General features: G+C 65.3%; 18 protein-coding genes and 3 pseudogenes. 11 read left to right on the plus strand and 10 right to left on the minus strand.

Annotated elements, in window-relative coordinates:
• The first annotated feature begins 5 nt into the window (after window positions 1–5).
• Window positions 6–1,538 carry a conjugal transfer protein TraG N-terminal domain-containing protein gene (locus LG388_RS12240; RefSeq protein ID WP_023085016.1) on the plus strand — a complete coding sequence of 511 codons (1,533 nt, stop codon included), beginning with the start codon at window positions 6–8 and terminating at the stop codon, window positions 1,536–1,538.
• Between the two features lie 28 nt (window positions 1,539–1,566).
• Here the strand turns inward: LG388_RS12240 and LG388_RS12245 are convergent, their stop codons facing one another.
• On the minus strand, window positions 1,567–1,935 hold the full coding sequence (locus LG388_RS12245) for a DUF3742 family protein (protein ID WP_029133618.1): 369 nt from the start codon (window positions 1,933–1,935) through the stop codon (window positions 1,567–1,569).
• Between the two features lie 223 nt (window positions 1,936–2,158).
• On the opposite strand from LG388_RS12245, the gene LG388_RS12250 reads away from it, so the two are divergent.
• Entirely contained in the window at window positions 2,159–2,917 is a 759-nt protein-coding gene (locus tag LG388_RS12250; protein WP_013721903.1) for a type IV toxin-antitoxin system AbiEi family antitoxin domain-containing protein, read from the plus strand.
• Window positions 2,910–3,650 (plus strand): annotated as a pseudogene (locus LG388_RS12255) (nucleotidyl transferase AbiEii/AbiGii toxin family protein); the annotation flags it as partial. The gene LG388_RS12250 and the pseudogene LG388_RS12255, both read left to right, overlap by 8 nt.
• A gap of 18 nt (window positions 3,651–3,668) precedes the next feature.
• Here LG388_RS12255 and LG388_RS12260 read toward each other — a convergent pair.
• A pseudogene (locus tag LG388_RS12260) lies at window positions 3,669–4,622 on the minus strand (IS110 family transposase); the annotation flags it as partial.
• A 203-nt stretch (window positions 4,623–4,825) separates the two neighbouring features.
• Here LG388_RS12260 and LG388_RS12265 point away from each other — a divergent pair.
• Both LG388_RS12265 and mobH read left to right on the plus strand, forming a co-directional pair.
• Window positions 4,826–5,020 (plus strand): annotated as a pseudogene (locus LG388_RS12265) (nucleotidyl transferase AbiEii/AbiGii toxin family protein); the annotation flags it as partial.
• Between the two features lie 203 nt (window positions 5,021–5,223).
• Complete coding sequence (gene mobH / locus LG388_RS12270) at window positions 5,224–7,062, plus strand: MobH family relaxase (RefSeq protein WP_225783033.1); 1,839 nt, start codon at window positions 5,224–5,226, stop codon at window positions 7,060–7,062.
• Between the two features lie 26 nt (window positions 7,063–7,088).
• Here mobH and LG388_RS12275 read toward each other — a convergent pair whose 3' ends face one another.
• Window positions 7,089–7,388: a helix-turn-helix domain-containing protein gene (locus LG388_RS12275; RefSeq protein ID WP_003282197.1), complete on the minus strand. Its 300-nt coding sequence runs from the start codon at window positions 7,386–7,388 to the stop codon at window positions 7,089–7,091.
• Between the two features lie 106 nt (window positions 7,389–7,494).
• Here LG388_RS12275 and LG388_RS12280 point away from each other — a divergent pair, with 106 nt between their 5' ends.
• The 6 genes from LG388_RS12280 (at window position 7,495) to LG388_RS12305 (ending at window position 13,195) form a co-directional block, all read left to right on the plus strand.
• Window positions 7,495–8,121, plus strand: a complete 627-nt coding sequence (locus LG388_RS12280; RefSeq protein ID WP_225783034.1) for a substrate-binding domain-containing protein — start codon at window positions 7,495–7,497, stop codon at window positions 8,119–8,121.
• An 84-nt stretch (window positions 8,122–8,205) separates the two neighbouring features.
• Window positions 8,206–8,963 (plus strand): IS5 family transposase gene (locus tag LG388_RS12285; RefSeq protein WP_096144997.1). Its coding sequence is split into 2 segments (ribosomal slippage): window positions 8,206–8,521 and window positions 8,521–8,963, totalling 759 coding nucleotides; the frame shifts between segments, so codons are not numbered across the junction.
• Window positions 8,964–9,328: 365 nt separating this feature from the next.
• Complete coding sequence (locus LG388_RS26680; RefSeq protein ID WP_003296358.1) at window positions 9,329–9,538, plus strand: DNA gyrase C-terminal beta-propeller domain-containing protein; 210 nt, start codon at window positions 9,329–9,331, stop codon at window positions 9,536–9,538.
• Window positions 9,539–9,731: 193 nt separating this feature from the next.
• Window positions 9,732–11,546: an oleate hydratase gene (locus LG388_RS12295; protein ID WP_225783036.1), complete on the plus strand. Its 1,815-nt coding sequence runs from the start codon at window positions 9,732–9,734 to the stop codon at window positions 11,544–11,546.
• A complete protein-coding gene (locus LG388_RS12300; protein WP_077566249.1) occupies window positions 11,543–12,430 on the plus strand; it encodes a 3-hydroxyacyl-CoA dehydrogenase in 888 nt (295 codons plus the stop codon). The genes LG388_RS12295 and LG388_RS12300 overlap by 4 nt, the downstream gene beginning before the upstream one ends.
• Window positions 12,431–12,538: 108 nt before the next feature.
• The gene (locus tag LG388_RS12305; RefSeq protein ID WP_225783037.1) at window positions 12,539–13,195 is read left to right on the plus strand and encodes a TetR/AcrR family transcriptional regulator; all 657 of its coding nucleotides are present in this window, start codon (window positions 12,539–12,541) and stop codon (window positions 13,193–13,195) included.
• Here LG388_RS12305 and LG388_RS12310 read toward each other — a convergent pair.
• The 7 genes from LG388_RS12310 to LG388_RS12340 form a co-directional block, all read right to left on the minus strand.
• A complete protein-coding gene (locus LG388_RS12310) occupies window positions 13,156–13,620 on the minus strand; it encodes a transposase (protein WP_370630154.1) in 465 nt (154 codons plus the stop codon). The two genes, LG388_RS12305 and LG388_RS12310, sit on opposite strands and share 40 nt — an antisense overlap.
• Before the next feature lie 87 nt (window positions 13,621–13,707).
• Window positions 13,708–15,291, minus strand: coding sequence for an IS66 family transposase (locus LG388_RS12315; RefSeq protein WP_370630124.1), 1,584 nt, complete (start codon window positions 15,289–15,291; stop codon window positions 13,708–13,710).
• Between the two features lie 66 nt (window positions 15,292–15,357).
• Entirely contained in the window at window positions 15,358–15,735 is a 378-nt protein-coding gene (tnpB, locus tag LG388_RS12320) for an IS66 family insertion sequence element accessory protein TnpB (RefSeq protein WP_225782470.1), read from the minus strand.
• Window positions 15,626–17,209 (minus strand): IS66 family transposase, encoded by a 1,584-nt coding sequence (locus LG388_RS12325; protein ID WP_370630124.1) that lies wholly within the window; start codon window positions 17,207–17,209, stop codon window positions 15,626–15,628. The genes tnpB (LG388_RS12320) and LG388_RS12325 overlap by 110 nt, the downstream gene beginning before the upstream one ends.
• A gap of 66 nt (window positions 17,210–17,275) precedes the next feature.
• The gene (tnpB, locus tag LG388_RS12330; RefSeq protein WP_225782471.1) at window positions 17,276–17,608 is read right to left on the minus strand and encodes an IS66 family insertion sequence element accessory protein TnpB; all 333 of its coding nucleotides are present in this window, start codon (window positions 17,606–17,608) and stop codon (window positions 17,276–17,278) included.
• Window positions 17,605–18,015: a transposase gene (locus LG388_RS12335; RefSeq protein WP_225782472.1), complete on the minus strand. Its 411-nt coding sequence runs from the start codon at window positions 18,013–18,015 to the stop codon at window positions 17,605–17,607. Before LG388_RS12335 ends, tnpB (LG388_RS12330) begins: the two co-directional genes overlap by 4 nt.
• 53 nt (window positions 18,016–18,068) lie before the next feature.
• Complete coding sequence (locus tag LG388_RS12340) at window positions 18,069–18,455, minus strand: transposase (protein ID WP_225783038.1); 387 nt, start codon at window positions 18,453–18,455, stop codon at window positions 18,069–18,071.
• Window positions 18,456–18,562 lie beyond the last annotated feature (107 nt).

The raw sequence follows: 18,562 nt of genomic DNA on the forward strand, positions 1-18,562 counted from the left end.
CAGGCATGACGCTCTACACCACGGACTACCTGGAGTATTACCTGACCCTGGTGGCTTGGGTGGTCAACAACGGCATCTGGAGCATTCTCGTGGCCAGCGGCGTGTTCGCGCTGCCGTTCGTGGCCATCGTGATCCAGGAATGGCTCAAGGCCCGCAGCGAGGGTGCGGACGAAGGCAACAAGGGCGTGCTGTCGTCGATGCGCATCGAGAACCGGGTGTGGGTGGCGATCGTGGTCATCATGTTCGCCGGCATCCCGTTCATCCCGGTGGATCTCGCCACGATCAAGTTCGACACCACGCGCTCCGCGCAATGCCAGGTCAACGTCCCGTTGCCCAACGACACGGGCTGGTCCAACGTCTACACGGCGCTCAACGACCAGAGCGCGCTGGTGCCGGTGTGGTGGTTCTTCATGCACGCGCTGTCGAAAGCCGTGACGGGCTCCGCGGTGGCGGCGATCCCCTGCGGCACGGACCTGCGTCAGATTCGCATGGATGTGGATGCCACGCGCATCGACGATCCGGTGCTGGCACAGGAGGTCGCCGACTTCACGCACGACTGCTACGGGCCGTCGCGCGCCAAGCTGTTCATGAACCGGCCGACGCTCTCCGACGAGCAGATGAACGACGTCACCTGGATCGGGTCGAGTTACTTCCTCGACACGCCCGGCTTCTATGACACCTATCGCGCCAAGACCCCACGCACGGCCTGGCCCTACGACGCGACCCGCGATGCGGGGCTGGCACAGGTGGACAGCGGCGGCGGCTATCCGTCCTGCCGGCAGTGGTGGGCCGATGGCGGCCAGGGACTGCACAGCCGGCTGCTGGCACAGGTGGACCCGGACCTGCTGACCCGCATCGGGCGCTGGGTGGGCTTCCTGTCGTCGAGCGAGGTCAATGACTCCGTGATCCGCGCCGTGGTCTCACCGAGGCAGCAGAAGATGAACCAGGGCGCCGTCTACACCGACTACGGCGGCCAGATCGACAAGACGCTGCCGAACGTCGTCACGCGCGGCGCGAGCGACCTGGGGCTGACCGTCGGCTCACTGGGCTTTTTTCCGGCGATGGACGTGGTGCGCCAGGCGCTGCCGATGGTGCTGACGATGCTCAAGATGGCGCTCGTCATCTGCATCCCGCTGGTGCTGCTGATCGGCACCTACGACCTGAAGACGGTGGTGACGGTGAGCTGCGTCCAGTTCGCGCTGTTCTTCGTGGACTTCTGGTTCCAGCTCGCGCGCTGGATCGACAGCACGATCCTGGACGCGCTCTACGGCTGGGGGTTTGGCGCGGACAGGCCGCACACGAACTTCGATCCGCTGATCGGCTTGAACAACGCCTTTGGCGACATGCTGCTCAACTTCGTCATGGCGATGATGTTCATCGTGCTGCCGACGTTTTGGGTGATGGCACTGGCCTGGGCTGGTGTACGGGCAGGCAATATTCTTGGAGCGCTTACCGTCGCTACCGGCGACGCAAAGGCGGCTGGAGGTAGTGGCTCTCGCCTTGCGATGACGGCTGCGTCGAAAGGCGGCGCGAAGTAAGGCGCATCCTTTCGCACCGATGGGGCAGCTACGACTCGTCAGAGTCGCCCATGTCGTGGCGCCACTCGTTCTTGTCGTACAGACCATGGCCGGAGTGTCCTTCACGCCACTCTGGCTGGTTCTCATCATCCGCATCGGCGTTCCGCGCGAGCCATGCGGCGACCACCGCAAAGGCAAGCAGCAGGACGAGCCAGGATACGGTGTAGAGCAGCACGCCAAGTACGGCCAGCTTGACGATCCAGAGCACCGCCGTGATCGCGCCCGCAGGCACCCCGCGCGTCACCAGCCAGCCGGCTACACGCTGCTCGCGGCGCAGGTATCCACGCCAGGCACGGCCAGCCCCCCGGCCCAGCCGGTGGCTCCAGCGCCCGTTGTGCGTGTTGGTGGTCATGCTCATATGCCTCGGCTTCAGTGGTGCCTCACCTCGCGGAGCGGCCGGTCGTGGCCTGCCCTCCAGCATAGACCGCGATCAGGAGGGCGGGTTGCGGCCGGCAGAGCCGGGTTGGCTCGGGTCGCAGATCGATTAGATTCTGCACGATAAATCAAACCTAATGCTACTTTCCATGCACGTTCTTGCAATGGCTCTAGGGGTAGATTGGATTCTGTGTTATTTTTATAACATGGATGGAAATTCTCGGCACCAGGTAATCAAGCGACTGCAGGCCGGACTCCCCCGCGGGGCGCCGTTCGACCTTGCCACCCTGAGCCAGTTCGGGGTGTCGCCCCAGCTCGCCGCCCACTATGCCGACGGCGGGTGGCTCGTGCGCCTGGCCCATGGCGTCTATGCCTTCCCGAACGATGAGTTCGGGGTCTACGGTGCGCTGAAGTTCCTGCAACAGCGCGTGCCCGGCCTGCACGTCGGCGGCAAGAGCGCCCTGGCCCTGCAGGGGGTGCGGCACAACCTGGGCAGCCGGGAGGCGCTGGTGCTGTGGGGCGACGGTCGTTTCGCGTTGCCGGCCTGGTTCACTTCGCGCTTTCCGGCCCGCTATGTCCACGCCCGCCTGTTCGACTGGCCGGACACGGCGCTGGCCGGCAAGACCCTGACCACGCCGCCTGGCCTGCCCGAGGATCTGCGGGTGGCAGCCCCCGAGCGTGCCGTTCTGGAGCTGCTGTACGAAGCCGGCGTCAAGCAGAGCCTCGAAGAGGCCCGCAACCTCTTCGATGGACTGCGTTCCCCCCGCAAGGACTTGCTCGGGCAACTGCTGTCTTGCTGCGCCAGCGTGAAGGCCGTGCGCCTGTTCCTCACCTGGGCGCGCGAGACCAGCCTCGTGGATGTCGATGCCCTGCTGGAGCAGTACCCGGTTCGCACCGGCAGCAACACGCGCTGGATGAGCCGGCTCGATGACGGCACCTTGCTGAGCCTGAGACCTCATGGATAAGACCTACGCGGACACCGTTCGCCTGCTGCTGGCCGTCGCGCCCGACGTGTTCGCCAACGACATCTTCGCCATGAAGGGCGGCACGGCCATCAACCTCTTCGTGCGGGACATGCCGCGCCTTTCGGTGGACATCGACGTGGTGTACCTCCCGTGGCAGACGCCGCGCGACGAAGCGCTGCAAGCCATCAACCAGGAGCTGGCCGCCATCGCCACGCGCGTTGCGCCACTGGGCGTGCAGACACGCCTGGTTCGCGCCAAGGACCTGGGAGACACCAAGCTGATCGTCGAGAACGACGCCAGCCAGGTGAAGATCGAGGTCAACGTCGTGTTCCGAGGCAGCGTGCTGCCCGTCGAGCGGCGGCCGCTGAGCGCAAAGACCAGCGATCTGTTCGGCGTCGAGTTCGAGCTGCCGGTTCTGGCACCGGACGAGCTGTACGCCAGCAAGCTGGTGGCCGCGCTGGATCGGCAGCACCCCCGCGACCTGTTCGACGTGTGGCAGCTCTACGAATCGGGCGACATCAGCGACGGCATGGTCGAGTGCTTCGTGATCTATCTGGCGGGCCACAACCGGCCGCCCCACGAAGTGCTGTTCGGCAACGACAAGGACATCGCCGGCGAGTACGAGCGGGCCTTTGTCGGCATGACCGAAGTGGGCTGCTCCCTGGAGACACTGCTCGACGCTCGCGCCAGGGTGCGGCGCGAGCTGCCACAGCGACTGAGTAACCGTCTTCGAAGTCAAGCGCAATGAAGCATGAAGCGACTTGTCCCAAGGTTTTCCAGTGCGCACCATGGCGTTGAGCGTGGTGAGCAACTTGCGCATGCAAGCGACCAGGGCGACCTTGGGCAACTTGCCAGCGGCCTTCAGACGCTCGTAGAAGGCCTTGATGGCCGGGTTGTAGCGGGTGGCCGTGAGCGTTGCCATGTACAGCACGCGGCGGATCTCGAAGCGCCCGCCTTGTACGCGCCGCCTGCCCTTGCTGCCGCCGGAGTCATTGGCCATGGGCGCCACGCCCACCAATGCAGCGATCTCGCGCCGGTTCAGCCGGCCCAGCTCTGGCAGCTCGGCAATCATCGTGGCACTGGCCACCGGGCCGACTCCCGCAGCCGACTGCAGCAGCGTGTCGAGCTCCCCAAAGTGCTCGCGCACATGCGTGACCATCTGCTCTTCGATCTCATCGAGCTGCGCCTTGATCGCCGCCTCGATGGCCTCGATGCTGGCGTGCAGCTTCTTGGGCGTGATCTGCAGCCGTTGGCGCTCCGAATGGAGCATGGTCAGCAACTGGCGCCTGCGCGTGACCAGGGCCGCGAGCCACTGCTGGCGCTCATCGGCCAGGGGGCGCAAGAAGCGCTGCAGATCGTCGCGGCGCAGCAGCACCGCTGCCAGCTCGGCCAGCGTGCGCGCATCCACCGCGTCGGTCTTGGCCAGGCGTCCCATGGATTTGGCGAAGTCGCGCACCTGGCGCGGGTTGATGACCGCCACGGGCAGGCCTGTGGCCTGCAGGGCACACGCTAACGCGGCCTCGTAGCCGCCGGTGGCCTCCATCACCACCAGACCCACGTCCAGGGGCTGCAGGGCAGCCGCCAGCGCCGAGTGGCCTTCGGCATCGTTGTCAAACCGCTGGGCGCTGCTCTTGGCACCCAGCACACAGACATCCACGTGCGCCTTGGCCACGTCGATGCCCACCGTCACTGAGGTAACAGACATGATCTTCAGATCCCTTGCTTGTGCATGCGCGCTCAATCAAGGCGCGCGTAACCGTTCGGGCTTCACAAAGACCAGCGCGGCGGCCATGCGTTCTGTACTCAGTCACGGGCTCTATCACCCCAGCGCCTACCAAACTGCACGGGCCGGTCTGGCCGCCTCAACGGCGTTCAGACTCTACCGCGCTGGTCTGGTTTAAAGATACAAGCACCGCGCACAAGCAGTTTCTGAGCGGGCTGGCGCGCGCAGAACCGGACTGGTCGCTGGTGCAATGCCAGCACGCCGCGCAACTGCCGGCACTGCGCTGGAAGCTCGCCAATCTCGAAACCTTCCGCAAGCGCCGTCCCGACGACTTCGCAGCGCAATCCGCCGCCCTCGACACCGGCTTGGGCCAGAGCTGACGAACATCCCGCAGCTTCCGGCTTGCCGGGATTGCCCCATGCCGCATTCATCGTGGCACCCGCGCAGCAGCGGCCCTATACCCAAAAGCTTCCGACAAAGGCCAAAGGGCTGGGAAGGGGCAAAGGAAGGGCGCCAAGGGGAAAGGCCCTATCCTGAAAAGGCCAAAAGGCGCCCCCGAGCAGCCCGTCATCCGGGGTTCGCCATGCTCTCGCTGTTCCAGCGCAAAAGGGTGCCACCCACCGCCGGCACGCCGCCCACCTCCGCCATCGAAACTCCGAAAGGGTCGATGCGGCCGGAGTCGGCCGCATCGCTGCTGGCCACGCCGCGCCGGCAGAAACTGCTGGAACACATCTGGCAGCGCACATCGCTCTCGCGCCGGCAGTTCGCCACGCTCTACCTCGCCCCACTGGAGCGCTACGCCGAGCTGGTCCAGCAGTTCCCGGCCTCCGAGAACCACCACCATGCCTATCCGGGCGGCATGCTGGACCACGGCCTGGAGATCGTCGCCTATGCGCTGAAGCTGCGGCAGTCATACCTGCTGCCTGCGGGCGTCACGCCAGAGGCACAGGCAGCCCAGGCCGAGGCCTGGACTGCAGGCACGGCCTACGCGGCCCTGCTGCACGACATCGGCAAGATTGCCGTCGATCTGCACGTCGAGCATGCCGACGGCAGCGTCTGGCATCCCTGGCACGGCCCGCTGCGAAAGCCCTACCGCTTCCGTTACCGAAAGGAGCGCGAGTACCGCCTGCATAGCGCCGCCACCGGGCTGCTCTACGCGCGCCTTCTCGATCGGGACATCTTCGACTGGCTCAGCGGCTATCCCGACCTCTGGGCCGCGCTGCTGTACGTGCTGGCCGGCCAGTACGAGCACGCCGGCACGCTCGGCGAGCTGGTCGTGCAGGCCGACCAGGCATCGGTCGCCCAAGAACTCGGCTGCGATCCCAGCAAGGCGCTGGCGGCGCCCAAGCATGCGCTGCAACGCAAATTGCTCGACGGCTTGCGCTACCTGCTCAAGGAAGAATTCAAGTTGAACCAGGCCGGCCCGGCGGACGGTTGGCTGACCCAAGACGCCCTGTGGCTGGTGAGCAAGACCGTCTCCGACAAGCTGCGCGCACATCTGCTGTCGCAGGGCATCGACGGCATCCCGGCGAGCAACACGGCGGTGTTCAACGTGCTGCAGGATCACGGCATCGTGCAACCGACGCCGGATGGCAAGGCGATCTGGAAGGCTGCCGTCACCAGCGACGCCGGCTGGTCGCACGCCTTTACCTTCCTGAAACTCTCGCCGGCGATGATCTGGGATGCCGTCGACCGGCCGGCGCCGTTCGCAGGCCGTGTGCAGGTCGAAGAGGAACAGGCGGAGCCGCCGCCGCTGGCGCCGGCGGTGGCCGATGGGCCGCGCGTGGAAGGCACCGAAGCTGCACCCGCGAGCACGGCGCCGATCGCATCCGCAGCCACGGACATCGGCGTGGCCGCGCTGCTCGACCTGCTGGGCGACACTGCTCCATCCACAGCGCCGGAGATCGCCGAGGCCGAGCCGGCCCCTTCGACCGTGCCCCCGCCGCAGATGAGCCTCGCGCCTTCCCAGGATCGCGCGGAGCCCTCCGGGGCGCACTTCATGGCCTGGCTGAGTCAGAGCATCCAGACGCGCAAGCTCATCATCAACGACGCCAAGGCCCTGGTGCATACCGTCGCCGGTACGACCTATCTCGTCAGCCCCGGCGTGTTCCAGCGCTACGCGCAGGAGTACCTTCAAGTCGCCGCGCTGGCCAAGCAGGAGAAGCTGGAGGGGTGGCAGTGGGTACAGAAGCGCTTCGAGAAGCTGGGACAGCACCGCAAGCAGCCGAGCGGGCTGAACATCTGGACCTGCGAAGTCACGGGGCCGCGCAAGTCGCGCCGGCTGCACGGCTATCTGCTCGCCAGCCCGGAGGCGCTGTTCCGGGAGACGCCGCCAGACAACCCATACCTGCGGCTCCTCAACGAGGCCGCAAAGCGCGAAGATTCAGCCCTTGGGGGCAAGGACAACGACGATCAAGGGTAGCCGTGCGGCCGCTGCGCAGGCCGGCTTCAATCCGCGGATGGGGCCGACTCTGCCAGCTTGGCTTCGGTCAGAGTCATCAAGTGGGCGGAACTGCATTTCAGCGCACGGGCGATCTTGAGGATGAGGGGGAGCGTGGGGACATGCTCGCCGCGCTCGATCTTGCCCATGTGAGACCGCTCGATGCCGGCCATGTGAGCCAGCGTTTCCTGAGCGATACCCTGGTTGGTTCTCTCTTCCCGCACGGCAGCCCCAAACGCGATGGCTGGTTCCGCTTCGTAGGTAGTGGTGCCGGTGGGGCGGCCCCTTTGGATCGAACGCTTTGGCATTGCCAAGAGCGTCGAACACGGTCACGATTTAAACCACGTTAAACTTAACTCATTCAACGGCTTCGAGATCAGTTGCCACGAGTTCACCGCCTGGGGGGAGCTGGACGTGGAATCGAGTGACATCACCGCCGAAATTCGCATGGCCGTCCTCGGCGAATGGGTGCCTCCCCAGCTCGCCGACGTGCTCGCCCTGCAGCGTGCCGAAGAGCCGGAGACTCATGCCGTCCTGGCCGGATGGACAGATCCCGTTCGAGGCGCGGAGCTGCCGGGCGACGGCTTCGATTTCGCCTTGTCTGCGGTTGCCCGGCAGTGGCCTGGCTGGGTATGCGAGCCGCTGTGGCATGACACGCTGGCGGTCGCCGTGGCCAAGCGCTCCCACCTGCTGGCCTACCGTGAAGTGCCGTGCGAGGAAGTGCTCAAGCAGCCCTTGATCTGCTCGCAGTCCACGGCCGATGAACCATGGCGCATGACCGTGCAGCGCGTGTTCGAGAACGCGCTGCAGGAGCGGGAGCAAACGGTGGAGACATTCGATGTGGCGATAACGCTGGTTGCCGCCGGGTACGGGATCGCCATTGCGCCTGCCGCGAGACTGGCGAGCTACCTACGCCGAGGCATCGCCATGCGGCCGCTGGCCGGCGCACCAATGATCGTGATGGCTTACCTGCTCCGCCGCAACGCTACCTTGTCGGACACCCAGGCAAGATTCGCCCGCCGCGCGCGCTTGGTGTCCTGACAGAGGCGCGGGGATCGGGGTTTCGCCACGATCCCGCATTCCTGCTGCTAGGGTCTGTTAACACTACGTGCTAACATACTGCGCATGGAACTTACGCCTGCGCAATTCGCGCGTATCGAGGATTGCCTGCCGCGGCAGCGGGGCAATGTGTCGCTGGACAACCTTCAAGTGCTCAACGCGATCCTGTTCGTGGCCGAAAATGGCTGCAAGTGGCGGGCCCTGCCCAAGCGGTTCGGCAACTGGCACACGATCTACACGCGGATGAACCGGTGGGCCAAGGCCGGGGTCCTGGATCGGGTCTTCGAGCGCATGCAGGCCGAACAGCTGGTCCGGGTGCGGCTGGAGGCGGTCAGCCTGGACAGTACGATCGTCAAGGTCCACCCGGACGGCACCGGCGCACGAAAAAAAACGGCCCGCAGGCCATCGGCCGCTCCCGCGGAGGCTGGACCACCAAAATTCATATGGCTGCCGCGGATTCCCGCTGCGCGTTAGCCTTCTCGCTTTCGCCGGGCCAGGCGGGCGATGCCCCAGCCGGTCGCGCCCTGCTGCATGCCCTGCCACCCCTGCCCGCGCGCTGCCATCTGGTCATGGATCGCGCCTACGAGGGCAATGAAACCCGGCAGCTCGCGCTGGATCTGGGCCTGGATCCGGTCGTGCCCCCGCATCCGCTGCGGGCCCAGCCATGGGCGTACAACACCGAGATCTACAAGCGCCGCAACGAAATCGAGCGCCTGTTCCGCCGTCTGAAAGGGTTCCGCCGCATCTTCAGCCGCTTCGACAAGCTCGACGTCATGTTCGCGGCCTTCATCCACTTCGCACTGATCGTCGAATCGTTGCGATAGTGTTAACAGGCCCTAGTCCGGTGGCAGCGGCGCCAGCGGCGCGTACCTCGGCAGCAACAGCAGCAATTTCGCCCATTTCCTGGGCGGCTGGTTCGCGCACAACACCCGGGTGAGCCGCAATCTGGCGCCCGAAATCGCCGGCCTGACGGCGCGCTACGCCAGTCCCGCCAGCGCCGCCGGTGTTGCCGTCGTCCCGCAATTTTCGAGCGGCTGCGCCAGCTCCTCCCACTTCGATGCCGCCGGCCGCGCCGCGATCAACCTTGCCGGGACCAGCGGCTGCGGTTCGCCGCCCACCCGGCGTCCGGCAGCTACCTGTTCCTCAGCGCCAGCACCCCGCCAGTGCTGCGCTCTCCGACCACCACGATGTGCTGCTGATCTCCGATGGCGGCACGCTGGTACGCACGCCGGCGGCGCACATCGCCCAGGTCGGCCGCAACACGCAGGGCGTGACCCTGATGCGCGTGCAGGCCGGCGAGAAGCTGCAGGCGATCGAGCGGCTGGATGTCTCGCTGGACGACGCCGATGCCGAATCAATTACGAGCGTCGACGCGGACAGCAGGGGCGAACAGTCGTAGCCTGCGCGGGCGGGGTCGGCAGTAACAATACCGGCATCGTCCCCGCCATCAAACGCGCTTACCTCTGGGCACCTTCGGGTGCCCAGATCATTTGCGGGCCGCGAAAAGCCGTCCGGACAGCCATATAGATCTCAAATCGAATTCAAATATCAGATGATATACATTGCCGTGGGAGTGACCTTTCGCTAGATCGATGACCTTGAACTTCCCCGACTGGAGTCCGTACATGTATTACAGCAGTGGCAATTACGAAGCCTTCGCCCGCCCGCGCAAGCCAGACGGGGTCGACGGCAAATCCGCATGGTTCGTCGGCTCCGGCCTGGCCTCGCTGGCCGGCGCCGCCTTCCTGATCCGCGATGGCCAGATGCCGGGCGAGCGCATCACCATCCTGGAACGCATCGACGTGCCGGGCGGCGCACTGGATGGACTTGAGAAGCCGGACAAGGGCTTCGTGATCCGCGGCGGCCGCGAGATGGAGAACCATTTCGAATGCCTGTGGGATCTGTTCCGCAGCATTCCGTCGCTGGAAGTCGAGGGGGCCAGCGTGCTCGACGAGTTCTACTGGCTGAACAAGGACGACCCCAATTTCTCCCTGCAGCGCGCCACCATCGAACAGGGCAAGCCTGCGCCCGACATGGGCAAGTTCACGCTCAGCAAGGCCGCGCAGAAGGACATGCTCAAGGTCTTCATGGCCACGCGCGAGGAGATGGAGAACAAGCGCATCAACGAGGTGTTCGGTGAGGACTTCCTCGCCAGCAACTTCTGGATGTACTGGCGCACCATGTTCGCGTTCGAAGAGTGGCATTCGGCGCTGGAAATGAAGCTCTATCTGCACCGCTTCATCCACCACATCGGCGGTCTGGCGGATCTTTCCGCGTTGAAGTTCACCCGCTTCAACCAGTACGAATCGCTGGTGCTGCCATTGGTGAAGTGGTTGAAGGACCAGGGCGTGGTGTTCCAGTACTGCACCGAGGTGACAGATGTCGATTTCGACATCGATGCCACCAACGGACGCAAGCAGGCCACGCGCATCCACTGGAACCGCGACGGCCAGCCCGGTGGCATGGCACTCGGCCCCGATGACCTGTTGTTCATGACCATCGGCTCGCTGGTGGAAAACAGCAACGAGGGCGACCACAAGACCGCGGCGCTGCTGGACGAAGGCCCGGCACCGGCTTGGGATCTGTGGCGGCGCATCGCGGCCAAGGATCCGTCGTTCGGGCGGCCCGACGTGTTCGGCACGCACATTCCGGAGACCAAATGGGAATCCGCCACCATCACCACGCTGGACGCGCGCATCCCGAAGTACATCGAGAAGATCGCCAAGCGCGACCCGTTCAGCGGCAAGGTGGTGACCGGCGGGATTGTCACCGCCAAGGATTCCAGCTGGCTGCTGAGCTGGACGGTGAACCGCCAGCCGCACTTCAAGAAGCAGCCCAAGGACCAGGTCGTGATCTGGTTCTATGGCCTGTTCGCGGACGTGCCGGGGGATTACGTCAAGAAGCCGATGCAGGACTGCACCGGCGAGGAAATCACCCAGGAATGGCTGTATCACATGGGTGTGCCGGTTGAGGACATCGCGGAGCTTGCAGCCACGGGAGCCAACACCGTGCCGGTGATGATGCCGTACATCACCGCCTTCTTCATGCCGCGTCAAGCCGGTGATCGCCCTGACGTGGTGCCAGCGGGCGCTGTGAACTTCGCATTCATCGGCCAGTTCGCGGAGTCGAAGCAACGCGATTGTATCTTCACCACCGAGTACTCGGTGCGCACGCCGATGGAAGCGGTCTACACGCTGTTGGGCATTGAACGCGGCGTGCCGGAAGTGTTCAATTCCACCTACGACATCCGCACCCTGCTGGATGCACTGCACCAGCTGCGCGATGGCGAAGAATTGGCGTTGCCGGGCCCGTCGTTCCTGCGCGACCGCGTGTTGGCCAGGCTCGACCGCACCGAGATCGGTGCATTGCTCCACGACGCCGGCCTGCTGGCCGGGGAGGACGCATGAACATGACACAGGACACCACAAAGACCGTCGCCTCGCCCTCCGGCCTGCAGCGGGTGACCGTGCTGGGCACTGGCGTGCTCGGCGCGCAGATCGCCTTCCAGTGCGCCTTTCACGGCAAGAGCGTCACGGCGTACGACATTGACGCAGCAGCGCTGGAGCGTGCCCGCGACGCCCTGACGCGATTGGCTCAGACATATGCCGCCGACCTGCCGGGGACGACGCCCGAGGCGACCACCAGGGTCGCGGCGGCCATCGCACTGAGCAGCGACCTTGCGCAGGCCGTGCGCGACGCGGACCTGGTAATTGAAGCGGTGCCGGAGAAGATGGAACTCAAGCGCTCAGTCTATGCCGAACTCGCCAGGCTGGCGCGCGAAGGCACCATCTTCGCCACCAACTCCTCCACGCTGCTGCCCAGTGCATTCGCGGATGCGACGGGCCGACCGGAGAAGTTCCTGGCGTTGCATTTCGCCAATCACATCTGGCGCCAGAACACAGCGGAAGTGATGGGTACGCCGCAGACCGATCCTGAGGTGTTCGAGCAGGTGGCGCGCTTCGCTGCGGAAATCGGCATGGAACCGATCCGACTGCACAAGGAGCAGCCGGGTTACGTGCTGAATTCGCTGCTGGTGCCGTTGCTCAACGCGGCCGCCGCCTTGTTGTTGAAAGGTGTGGCGAGTCCGGAGGACATCGACAAGACCTGGCGAATCGGGACCGGCGCCAAGCTGGGGCCGTTCCAGATCTACGACATTGTCGGCCTGCGCACGGCGTACAACATCGCAAGCGCAAATCCCGCAACGCAGGGCTGGGCCGAATATCTCAAGGTGAACTACATCGACAAGGGTCGCCTGGGCGCCGGTGCGGGGGGTGGCTTCTACGATGATTGACGCCATGTCCGCCGCCCGTGCGTGCTCCGTCGGGAACGGTCACCGCACGCTGACGGCGTCCTGTGCAAGGCGGTGGCATACTGCCGCCCCGTCGCGCCGGAGCCGGCCGTGAGCCAAGCCCAACGCCACGCACGTCCGCTCAGCCGCAGTGAATCGCAGGCCCGCACGCGCGCGGCGCTGCTGGATGCCGCCGAGGCGCTGATCGTGGAGCACTCGATCCCGGCGCTGTCGCTGCGCGCCGTCTGCACGCGTGCCGGCTATACGCAGGGGGCCTTCTACTCCAACTTCGCCGATCGCGAGGAGCTGCTGCTGGAGGTGATGGAGCGCAACCTCGAACAGAAGGCCGCCAGCCTGGAGCAGATGCTGGCGACTTGCGGCGACGCGGGTCTCGACGGCACCCTGGCGTGCATCCTGGATTGGCTGGACACCATCCACCATCGGGGCGAATGGGCGCGCATCGCCATGGAGCTGGGGTATAGGAAGTTCAACCGCCTTTTGGCGAGTCTGGCGGGTAGGAAGCGGCCGCGCAAGCGCCGCTTTGGGCACAGATCGGGCACAGATCGGGGGTTCATGCGTGGGTTTTCGACATCGCGGGGCCACGCAGCGGCTCAGTGCGTAGCCATTTCTCACCGAATCCCGGCACAGGGCCGAGCGCAGCCCTGCGGGGTCGTGGCCGCATCGGATCGGACTCTGGCTTGGCTGCCGGCTGTGTGGCCGGCGCCTCATCACGCGGCGGGCGGCGGGGCGCGCGCTGCGGGCCGGTAGTGCGCTTGCTCCAGCGCGCCGTGCTTCTCGAAGTGGGCGAGGATGGCGCGGATGGCGGTGGGTTCCTCGATGCTGGCGACGATCCGTACCGCGCCGCCGCAGTGGGCGCAGGTGGTGATGTCGATGGAAAAGACCCGCTTGAGCCGTTGCGCCCAGCTCATCGCACGGCGCTTCTGCTCGGGGCTGCGCGGCTCGTCGTGGGCGCTTGCGTCAACCGGCGCCGCATCGCCCGCAGGCCGCCTGCCGCGCCCCGAGGGCGTCAGCTGCGCGCGCAGGTTTGCATTCGGGGCGAATACGCCGTGGAAGCGGGTGAGATGCGCGCGAGGTGGCGGGACCAGTGCCGCCAGCTTGGCGATGAAGTCCACCGCATCCCATTCGACATGCGTGGTGCCATTGCGCCACGGCGTCTTGAGCTGGTAACGCACCCTACCCTGCGGTGAGATCGACAGCCGCTGCTCGGTATCCGTCCGGCAAAGTCATCTTGACCGCCTGCACGATGCCGTCGTCGCCCCTCAGATGGCCGGCGACCAACGATGCGGTAGCAGTTCTTCGATACGGCTGGCCGGATGGGTTGGCAAGCGCTCAAGCACGTCCTTGAGGTACGCGTAAGGCTCGTGCCCATTGATGCGTGCTGAGTGCAGCAGACTCATGATGGCCGCAGCCCGTTTGCCTGCACGCAGGCTACCGGCGAACAGCCAGTTCGCTCGTCCGAGGGCAATCGGCCTGATGTGGTTCTCCACCCAGTTGTTGGAGATCGGTACGTCAGCGTCATCGACGAAACGGGTGAGCTCTCTCCAGCGCTTGAGGCTGTAGTCGATGGCCTTCATCGTCGCCGATCCAGGCGGCACCAGTTGCCGTTGAGCCAGCAGCCAACGATGGAAGACAGCCAGTACCCGCCGTGACTTGCGCTGGCGTATCCGTCGTCGCTCATCGCTGGGCAGTTCCTCGATCTCGCGCTCGATCCTGAACAGGCTCTGGTGATAGAGCAGTGCCTTGCGGCCCACCTCGCTACCGTGGTTGGCCCACAGATCGTTGAACTTTCGCCTGGCGTGCGCCATGCACTGCGCCGAGGTCACGCCCTTGGTCGTGGTGGCGGTGTAGCCGCTGAAGCCATCGGTTACCAACGTGCCCTGCCACGCGCGGGGCGTGTCCAGCTTGAGAAACTCGCGCACGTTCTCGCCGCTGCGCGTCTCGCAGAACTCGAACACCACGGCCTTCGTCGGGTTGGCGCTGGTCGTGCAGTACGACCAGATGTAGGCCCTGTGTGTCTTGCCGTCGCTCAGGTGCTTGGGCTTGAGCATCGCCACCGGCGTCTCGTCGGCGTGCAGCACCACATGGCGGCGCAGTTCGTCGGCCAGCGCCTGCACCAGTGGCTGCAGTTGTGCGCCGCACTCGCCCACCCACTGCGCCAGGGTCGAGCGTGCGATCAAGTGGCCGGCGCGCTCGAAGATATGTTCCTGCCGGTACAGCGGAAGGTGGTCCATGAACTTGGCCACCAGCAGGTGTGCCAGCAAACCAGCCGTCGGGATCCCCTTGTCGATGACGTGCGGCGGGACTGGCGCCTGCACCAACTTCTGGCAGCAGCGGCATGCCCACTTGCCGCGCACATGGCGCTCCACAGTAAACACGCCCGGTTGGTAGTCCAGCTTCTCGGCCACGTCCTGGCCGATGCGCTGCATGGGTTGGCCACAGCCGCAGCGGGTGTCGGCCGGCTCGTGCGCTACATCCCGGCGCGGCAGGTTTGGCGGCAGCGGGGCACGCTTGGGTGCCTTCTTCTCGGCCTTGTCCTTGCCCTGGCCACGCTCGTGATCGAGCTCCCGGTCGAGTTCGGCCAGATCAGTCTCCAGCGTCTCCTCCAGCAGGCTCTTCTGCTCGGGTGCCAGGGTGCTGGCAAAACGCTCGCTGGTCGCCGCGAACTTCAGCCGCTTGAGAACCGCCATCTCGTGCGTGAGCTTGTCGATCAGGGCCTGCTTGAACGCAGCTTCTTGCTCGCGCTGCGCGATCAGGGCATCCTTGGCGCGGATCTGCTCGAGCAGCGACAGCATCACCTGCCGCGTCTGCGGATCCAGGGCGTGCAGTTGCTGTGCGCTGATCATGGGTGGCTATCGTGCCGCGCTCCAGCGTTGCACGCATCGGTACATCCGGCAATTGCCAGTGACCGATCAAATCACCCGGATGATCCCTGCATCGCCCAGCCGTTGCCACGGCAAGCCCAACACCAACGCGTCAAACTGCGTGCGAGATAGCGGTAGTGTGCTGACCACATCGTTGGCCCAGGCGAATTTGCCGATGTTCAGGCGCCGTGCTGCCAGCCACACCCCGATGCCGTCGTGCACCAGCACCTTCATGCGATTGGCTCGCCGGTTGGCGAACAGGTGTATCCGTCCGGCAAAGTCATCTTGACCGCCTGCACGATGCCGTCGTCGCCCCTCAGATGGCCGGCGACCAACGATGCGGTAGCAGTTCTTCGATACGGCTGGCCGGATGGGTTGGCAAGCGCTCAAGCACGTCCTTGAGGTACGCGTAAGGCTCGTGCCCATTGATGCGTGCTGAGTGCAGCAGACTCATGATGGCCGCAGCCCGTTTGCCTGCACGCAGGCTACCGGCGAACAGCCAGTTCGCTCGTCCGAGGGCAATCGGCCTGATGTGGTTCTCCACCCAGTTGTTGGAGATCGGTACGTCAGCGTCATCGACGAAACGGGTGAGCTCTCTCCAGCGCTTGAGGCTGTAGTCGATGGCCTTCATCGTCGCCGATCCAGGCGGCACCAGTTGCCGTTGAGCCAGCAGCCAACGATGGAAGACAGCCAGTACCCGCCGTGACTTGCGCTGGCGTATCCGTCGTCGCTCATCGCTGGGCAGTTCCTCGATCTCGCGCTCGATCCTGAACAGGCTCTGGTGATAAAGCAGTGCCTTGCGGCCCACCTCGCTACCGTGGTTGGCCCACAGATCGTTGAACTTTCGCCTGGCGTGCGCCATGCACTGCGCCGAGGTCACGCCCTTGGTCGTGGTGGCGGTGTAGCCGCTGAAGCCATCGGTTACCAACGTGCCCTGCCACGCGCGGGGCGTGTCCAGCTTGAGAAACTCGCGCACGTTCTCGCCGCTGCGCGTCTCGCAGAACTCGAACACCACGGCCTTCGTCGGGTTGGCGCTGGTCGTGCAGTACGACCAGATGTAGGCCCTGTGTGTCTTGCCGTCGCTCAGGTGCTTGGGCTTGAGCATCGCCACCGGCGTCTCGTCGGCGTGCAGCACCACATGGCGGCGCAGTTCGTCGGCCAGCGCCTGCACCAGTGGCTGCAGTTGTGCGCCGCACTCGCCCACCCACTGCGCCAGGGTCGAGCGTGCGATCAAGTGGCCGGCGCGCTCGAAGATATGTTCCTGCCGGTACAGCGGAAGGTGGTCCATGAACTTGGCCACCAGCAGGTGTGCCAGCAAACCAGCCGTCGGGATCCCCTTGTCGATGACGTGCGGCGGGACTGGCGCCTGCACCAACTTCTGGCAGCAGCGGCATGCCCACTTGCCGCGCACATGGCGCTCCACAGTAAACACGCCCGGTTGGTAGTCCAGCTTCTCGGCCACGTCCTGGCCGATGCGCTGCATGGGTTGGCCACAGCCGCAGCGGGTGTCGGCCGGCTCGTGCGCTACATCCCGGCGCGGCAGGTTTGGCGGCAGCGGGGCACGCTTGGGTGCCTTCTTCTCGGCCTTGTCCTTGCCCTGGCCACGCTCGTGATCGAGCTCCCGGTCGAGTTCGGCCAGATCAGTCTCCAGCGTCTCCTCCAGCAGGCTCTTCTGCTCGGGTGCCAGGGTGCTGGCAAAACGCTCGCTGGTCGCCGCGAACTTCAGCCGCTTGAGAACCGCCATCTCGTGCGTGAGCTTGTCGATCAGGGCCTGCTTGAACGCAGCTTCTTGCTCGCGCTGCGCGATCAGGGCATCCTTGGCGCGGATCTGCTCGAGCAGCGACAGCATCACCTGCCGCGTCTGCGGATCCAGGGCGTGCAGTTGCTGTGCGCTGATCATGGGTGGCTATCGTGCCGCGCTCCAGCGTTGCACGCATCGGTACATCCGGCAATTGCCAGTGACCGATCAAATCACCCGGATGATCCCTGCATCGCCCAGCCGTTGCCACGGCAAGCCCAACACCAACGCGTCAAACTGCGTGCGAGATAGCGGTAGTGTGCTGACCACATCGTTGGCCCAGGCGAATTTGCCGATGTTCAGGCGCCGTGCTGCCAGCCACACCCCGATGCCGTCGTGCACCAGCACCTTCATGCGATTGGCTCGCCGGTTGGCGAACAGGTAGGCATGGTGTGGGTGCGCCTGACCAAAGACCTGCACCACGCGAGCCAGTGCGGCCTCGGTGCCCACGCGCATGTCCAGCGGTTGTACCGCCAGCCACCAGGCGTCCACGCGGATCATCGAAGCAACTCTCGCAGCCAGGCTGCACACTCGGCAGCAGCCGCTGTCGGCCAAGACACCTTGATCGCGGTGGTGCCGTGCTGCAGCTCGATACGGATCTCATCGGCAGGCGCTGACGCCAGCGGTGCGGGCACGGCCAAGGGCAAGAAGTGCAGTGGCACGCGCGCCGCTGGCATGTCACTGCAAGCGGCGGGGATGTCTGTCTTTGACACCGGCGGCGTGCCTGTGCGCGCCTCGGCTTCAATCACCCACTTGCGAACCATGTTCGCGTTCAGGCCGTTGGCCAGCGCGACGGCCGCAATCGACACGCCAGGCTGACGGCATGCCTGCACCACTCTTTCCCTGAACTCCGGCGCATGCCGCCGCCGTGTCCGCCTGCTTGGCAACTCGATTCCCAAAGTGTTCATGTGTCCGCAATGAAGTTACGCGGACACGAGCATCCTTGGTATCCCGCTCGGGCTCAAGATGACTTTGCCGGACGGATACGCTGCTCGCTGATCGCCGGGCGCGTGATGTAGCGGCACAGCTTTTCGAGCTTGTGGCTTTCGTGTGCTTCCGCGGCCACGCCGGCATGCAGCGAGAAGCCGCCGACCTTGCCGGCATCGCCCTCCAGCGAGCCTGCGTCACCGGGCAATGTTTGCAGCGTGACGACCTTGCGGCCAGCGTCGCGACCGGTGGCGATGCGGTAGGTCATCGAACTCATCCGCAGCCCATCCATGCCGTCGTCGCTACCCGCGCTGTCGGACAGGAACACGGATTCGTCTTCGCCTTCGAGCCAGCCGCGGCGCGACAGGTGCCGGCACACGCGATGCGGAGCACAGCTGGACGACGACGCGCGAGCTTCCATGTCGGCGCACGCGGATCATGCCAATTCGCCCTACGAAGGCACGAAGAAGAGCCTGGGTGCGAAGGTTCGTCCAGCTCATATATATGTGGTCCCGGATCGCTCCGTAC

Origin of the sequence: Xenophilus sp. Marseille-Q4582 (genome assembly GCF_916700565.1) — a bacterium.
Lineage (GTDB): Bacteria > Pseudomonadota > Gammaproteobacteria > Burkholderiales > Burkholderiaceae_C > Xenophilus.

Bases quoted from the DNA above. Each gene is read 5' to 3' on its own strand.
- LG388_RS12240 (WP_023085016.1), top strand. From the start codon at position 6: ATGACGCTCTACACCACGGACTACCTGGAGTATTACCTGACCCTGGTG.
- LG388_RS12245 (WP_029133618.1), bottom strand. From the start codon at position 1,935: ATGAGCATGACCACCAACACGCACAACGGGCGCTGGAGCCACCGGCTG.
- LG388_RS12250 (WP_013721903.1), top strand. From the start codon at position 2,159: ATGGATGGAAATTCTCGGCACCAGGTAATCAAGCGACTGCAGGCCGGA.
- mobH (WP_225783033.1), top strand. From the start codon at position 5,224: ATGCTCTCGCTGTTCCAGCGCAAAAGGGTGCCACCCACCGCCGGCACG.
- LG388_RS12275 (WP_003282197.1), bottom strand. From the start codon at position 7,388: ATGCCAAAGCGTTCGATCCAAAGGGGCCGCCCCACCGGCACCACTACC.
- LG388_RS12295 (WP_225783036.1), top strand. From the start codon at position 9,732: ATGACCTTGAACTTCCCCGACTGGAGTCCGTACATGTATTACAGCAGT.
- LG388_RS12300 (WP_077566249.1), top strand. From the start codon at position 11,543: ATGAACATGACACAGGACACCACAAAGACCGTCGCCTCGCCCTCCGGC.
- LG388_RS12315 (WP_370630124.1), bottom strand. From the start codon at position 15,291: ATGATCAGCGCACAGCAACTGCACGCCCTGGATCCGCAGACGCGGCAG.
- tnpB (WP_225782470.1), bottom strand. From the start codon at position 15,735: ATGGGCACGAGCCTTACGCGTACCTCAAGGACGTGCTTGAGCGCTTGC.
- LG388_RS12325 (WP_370630124.1), bottom strand. From the start codon at position 17,209: ATGATCAGCGCACAGCAACTGCACGCCCTGGATCCGCAGACGCGGCAG.
- tnpB (WP_225782471.1), bottom strand. From the start codon at position 17,608: ATGATCCGCGTGGACGCCTGGTGGCTGGCGGTACAACCGCTGGACATG.
- LG388_RS12335 (WP_225782472.1), bottom strand. From the start codon at position 18,015: ATGAACACTTTGGGAATCGAGTTGCCAAGCAGGCGGACACGGCGGCGG.
- LG388_RS12340 (WP_225783038.1), bottom strand. From the start codon at position 18,455: ATGGAAGCTCGCGCGTCGTCGTCCAGCTGTGCTCCGCATCGCGTGTGC.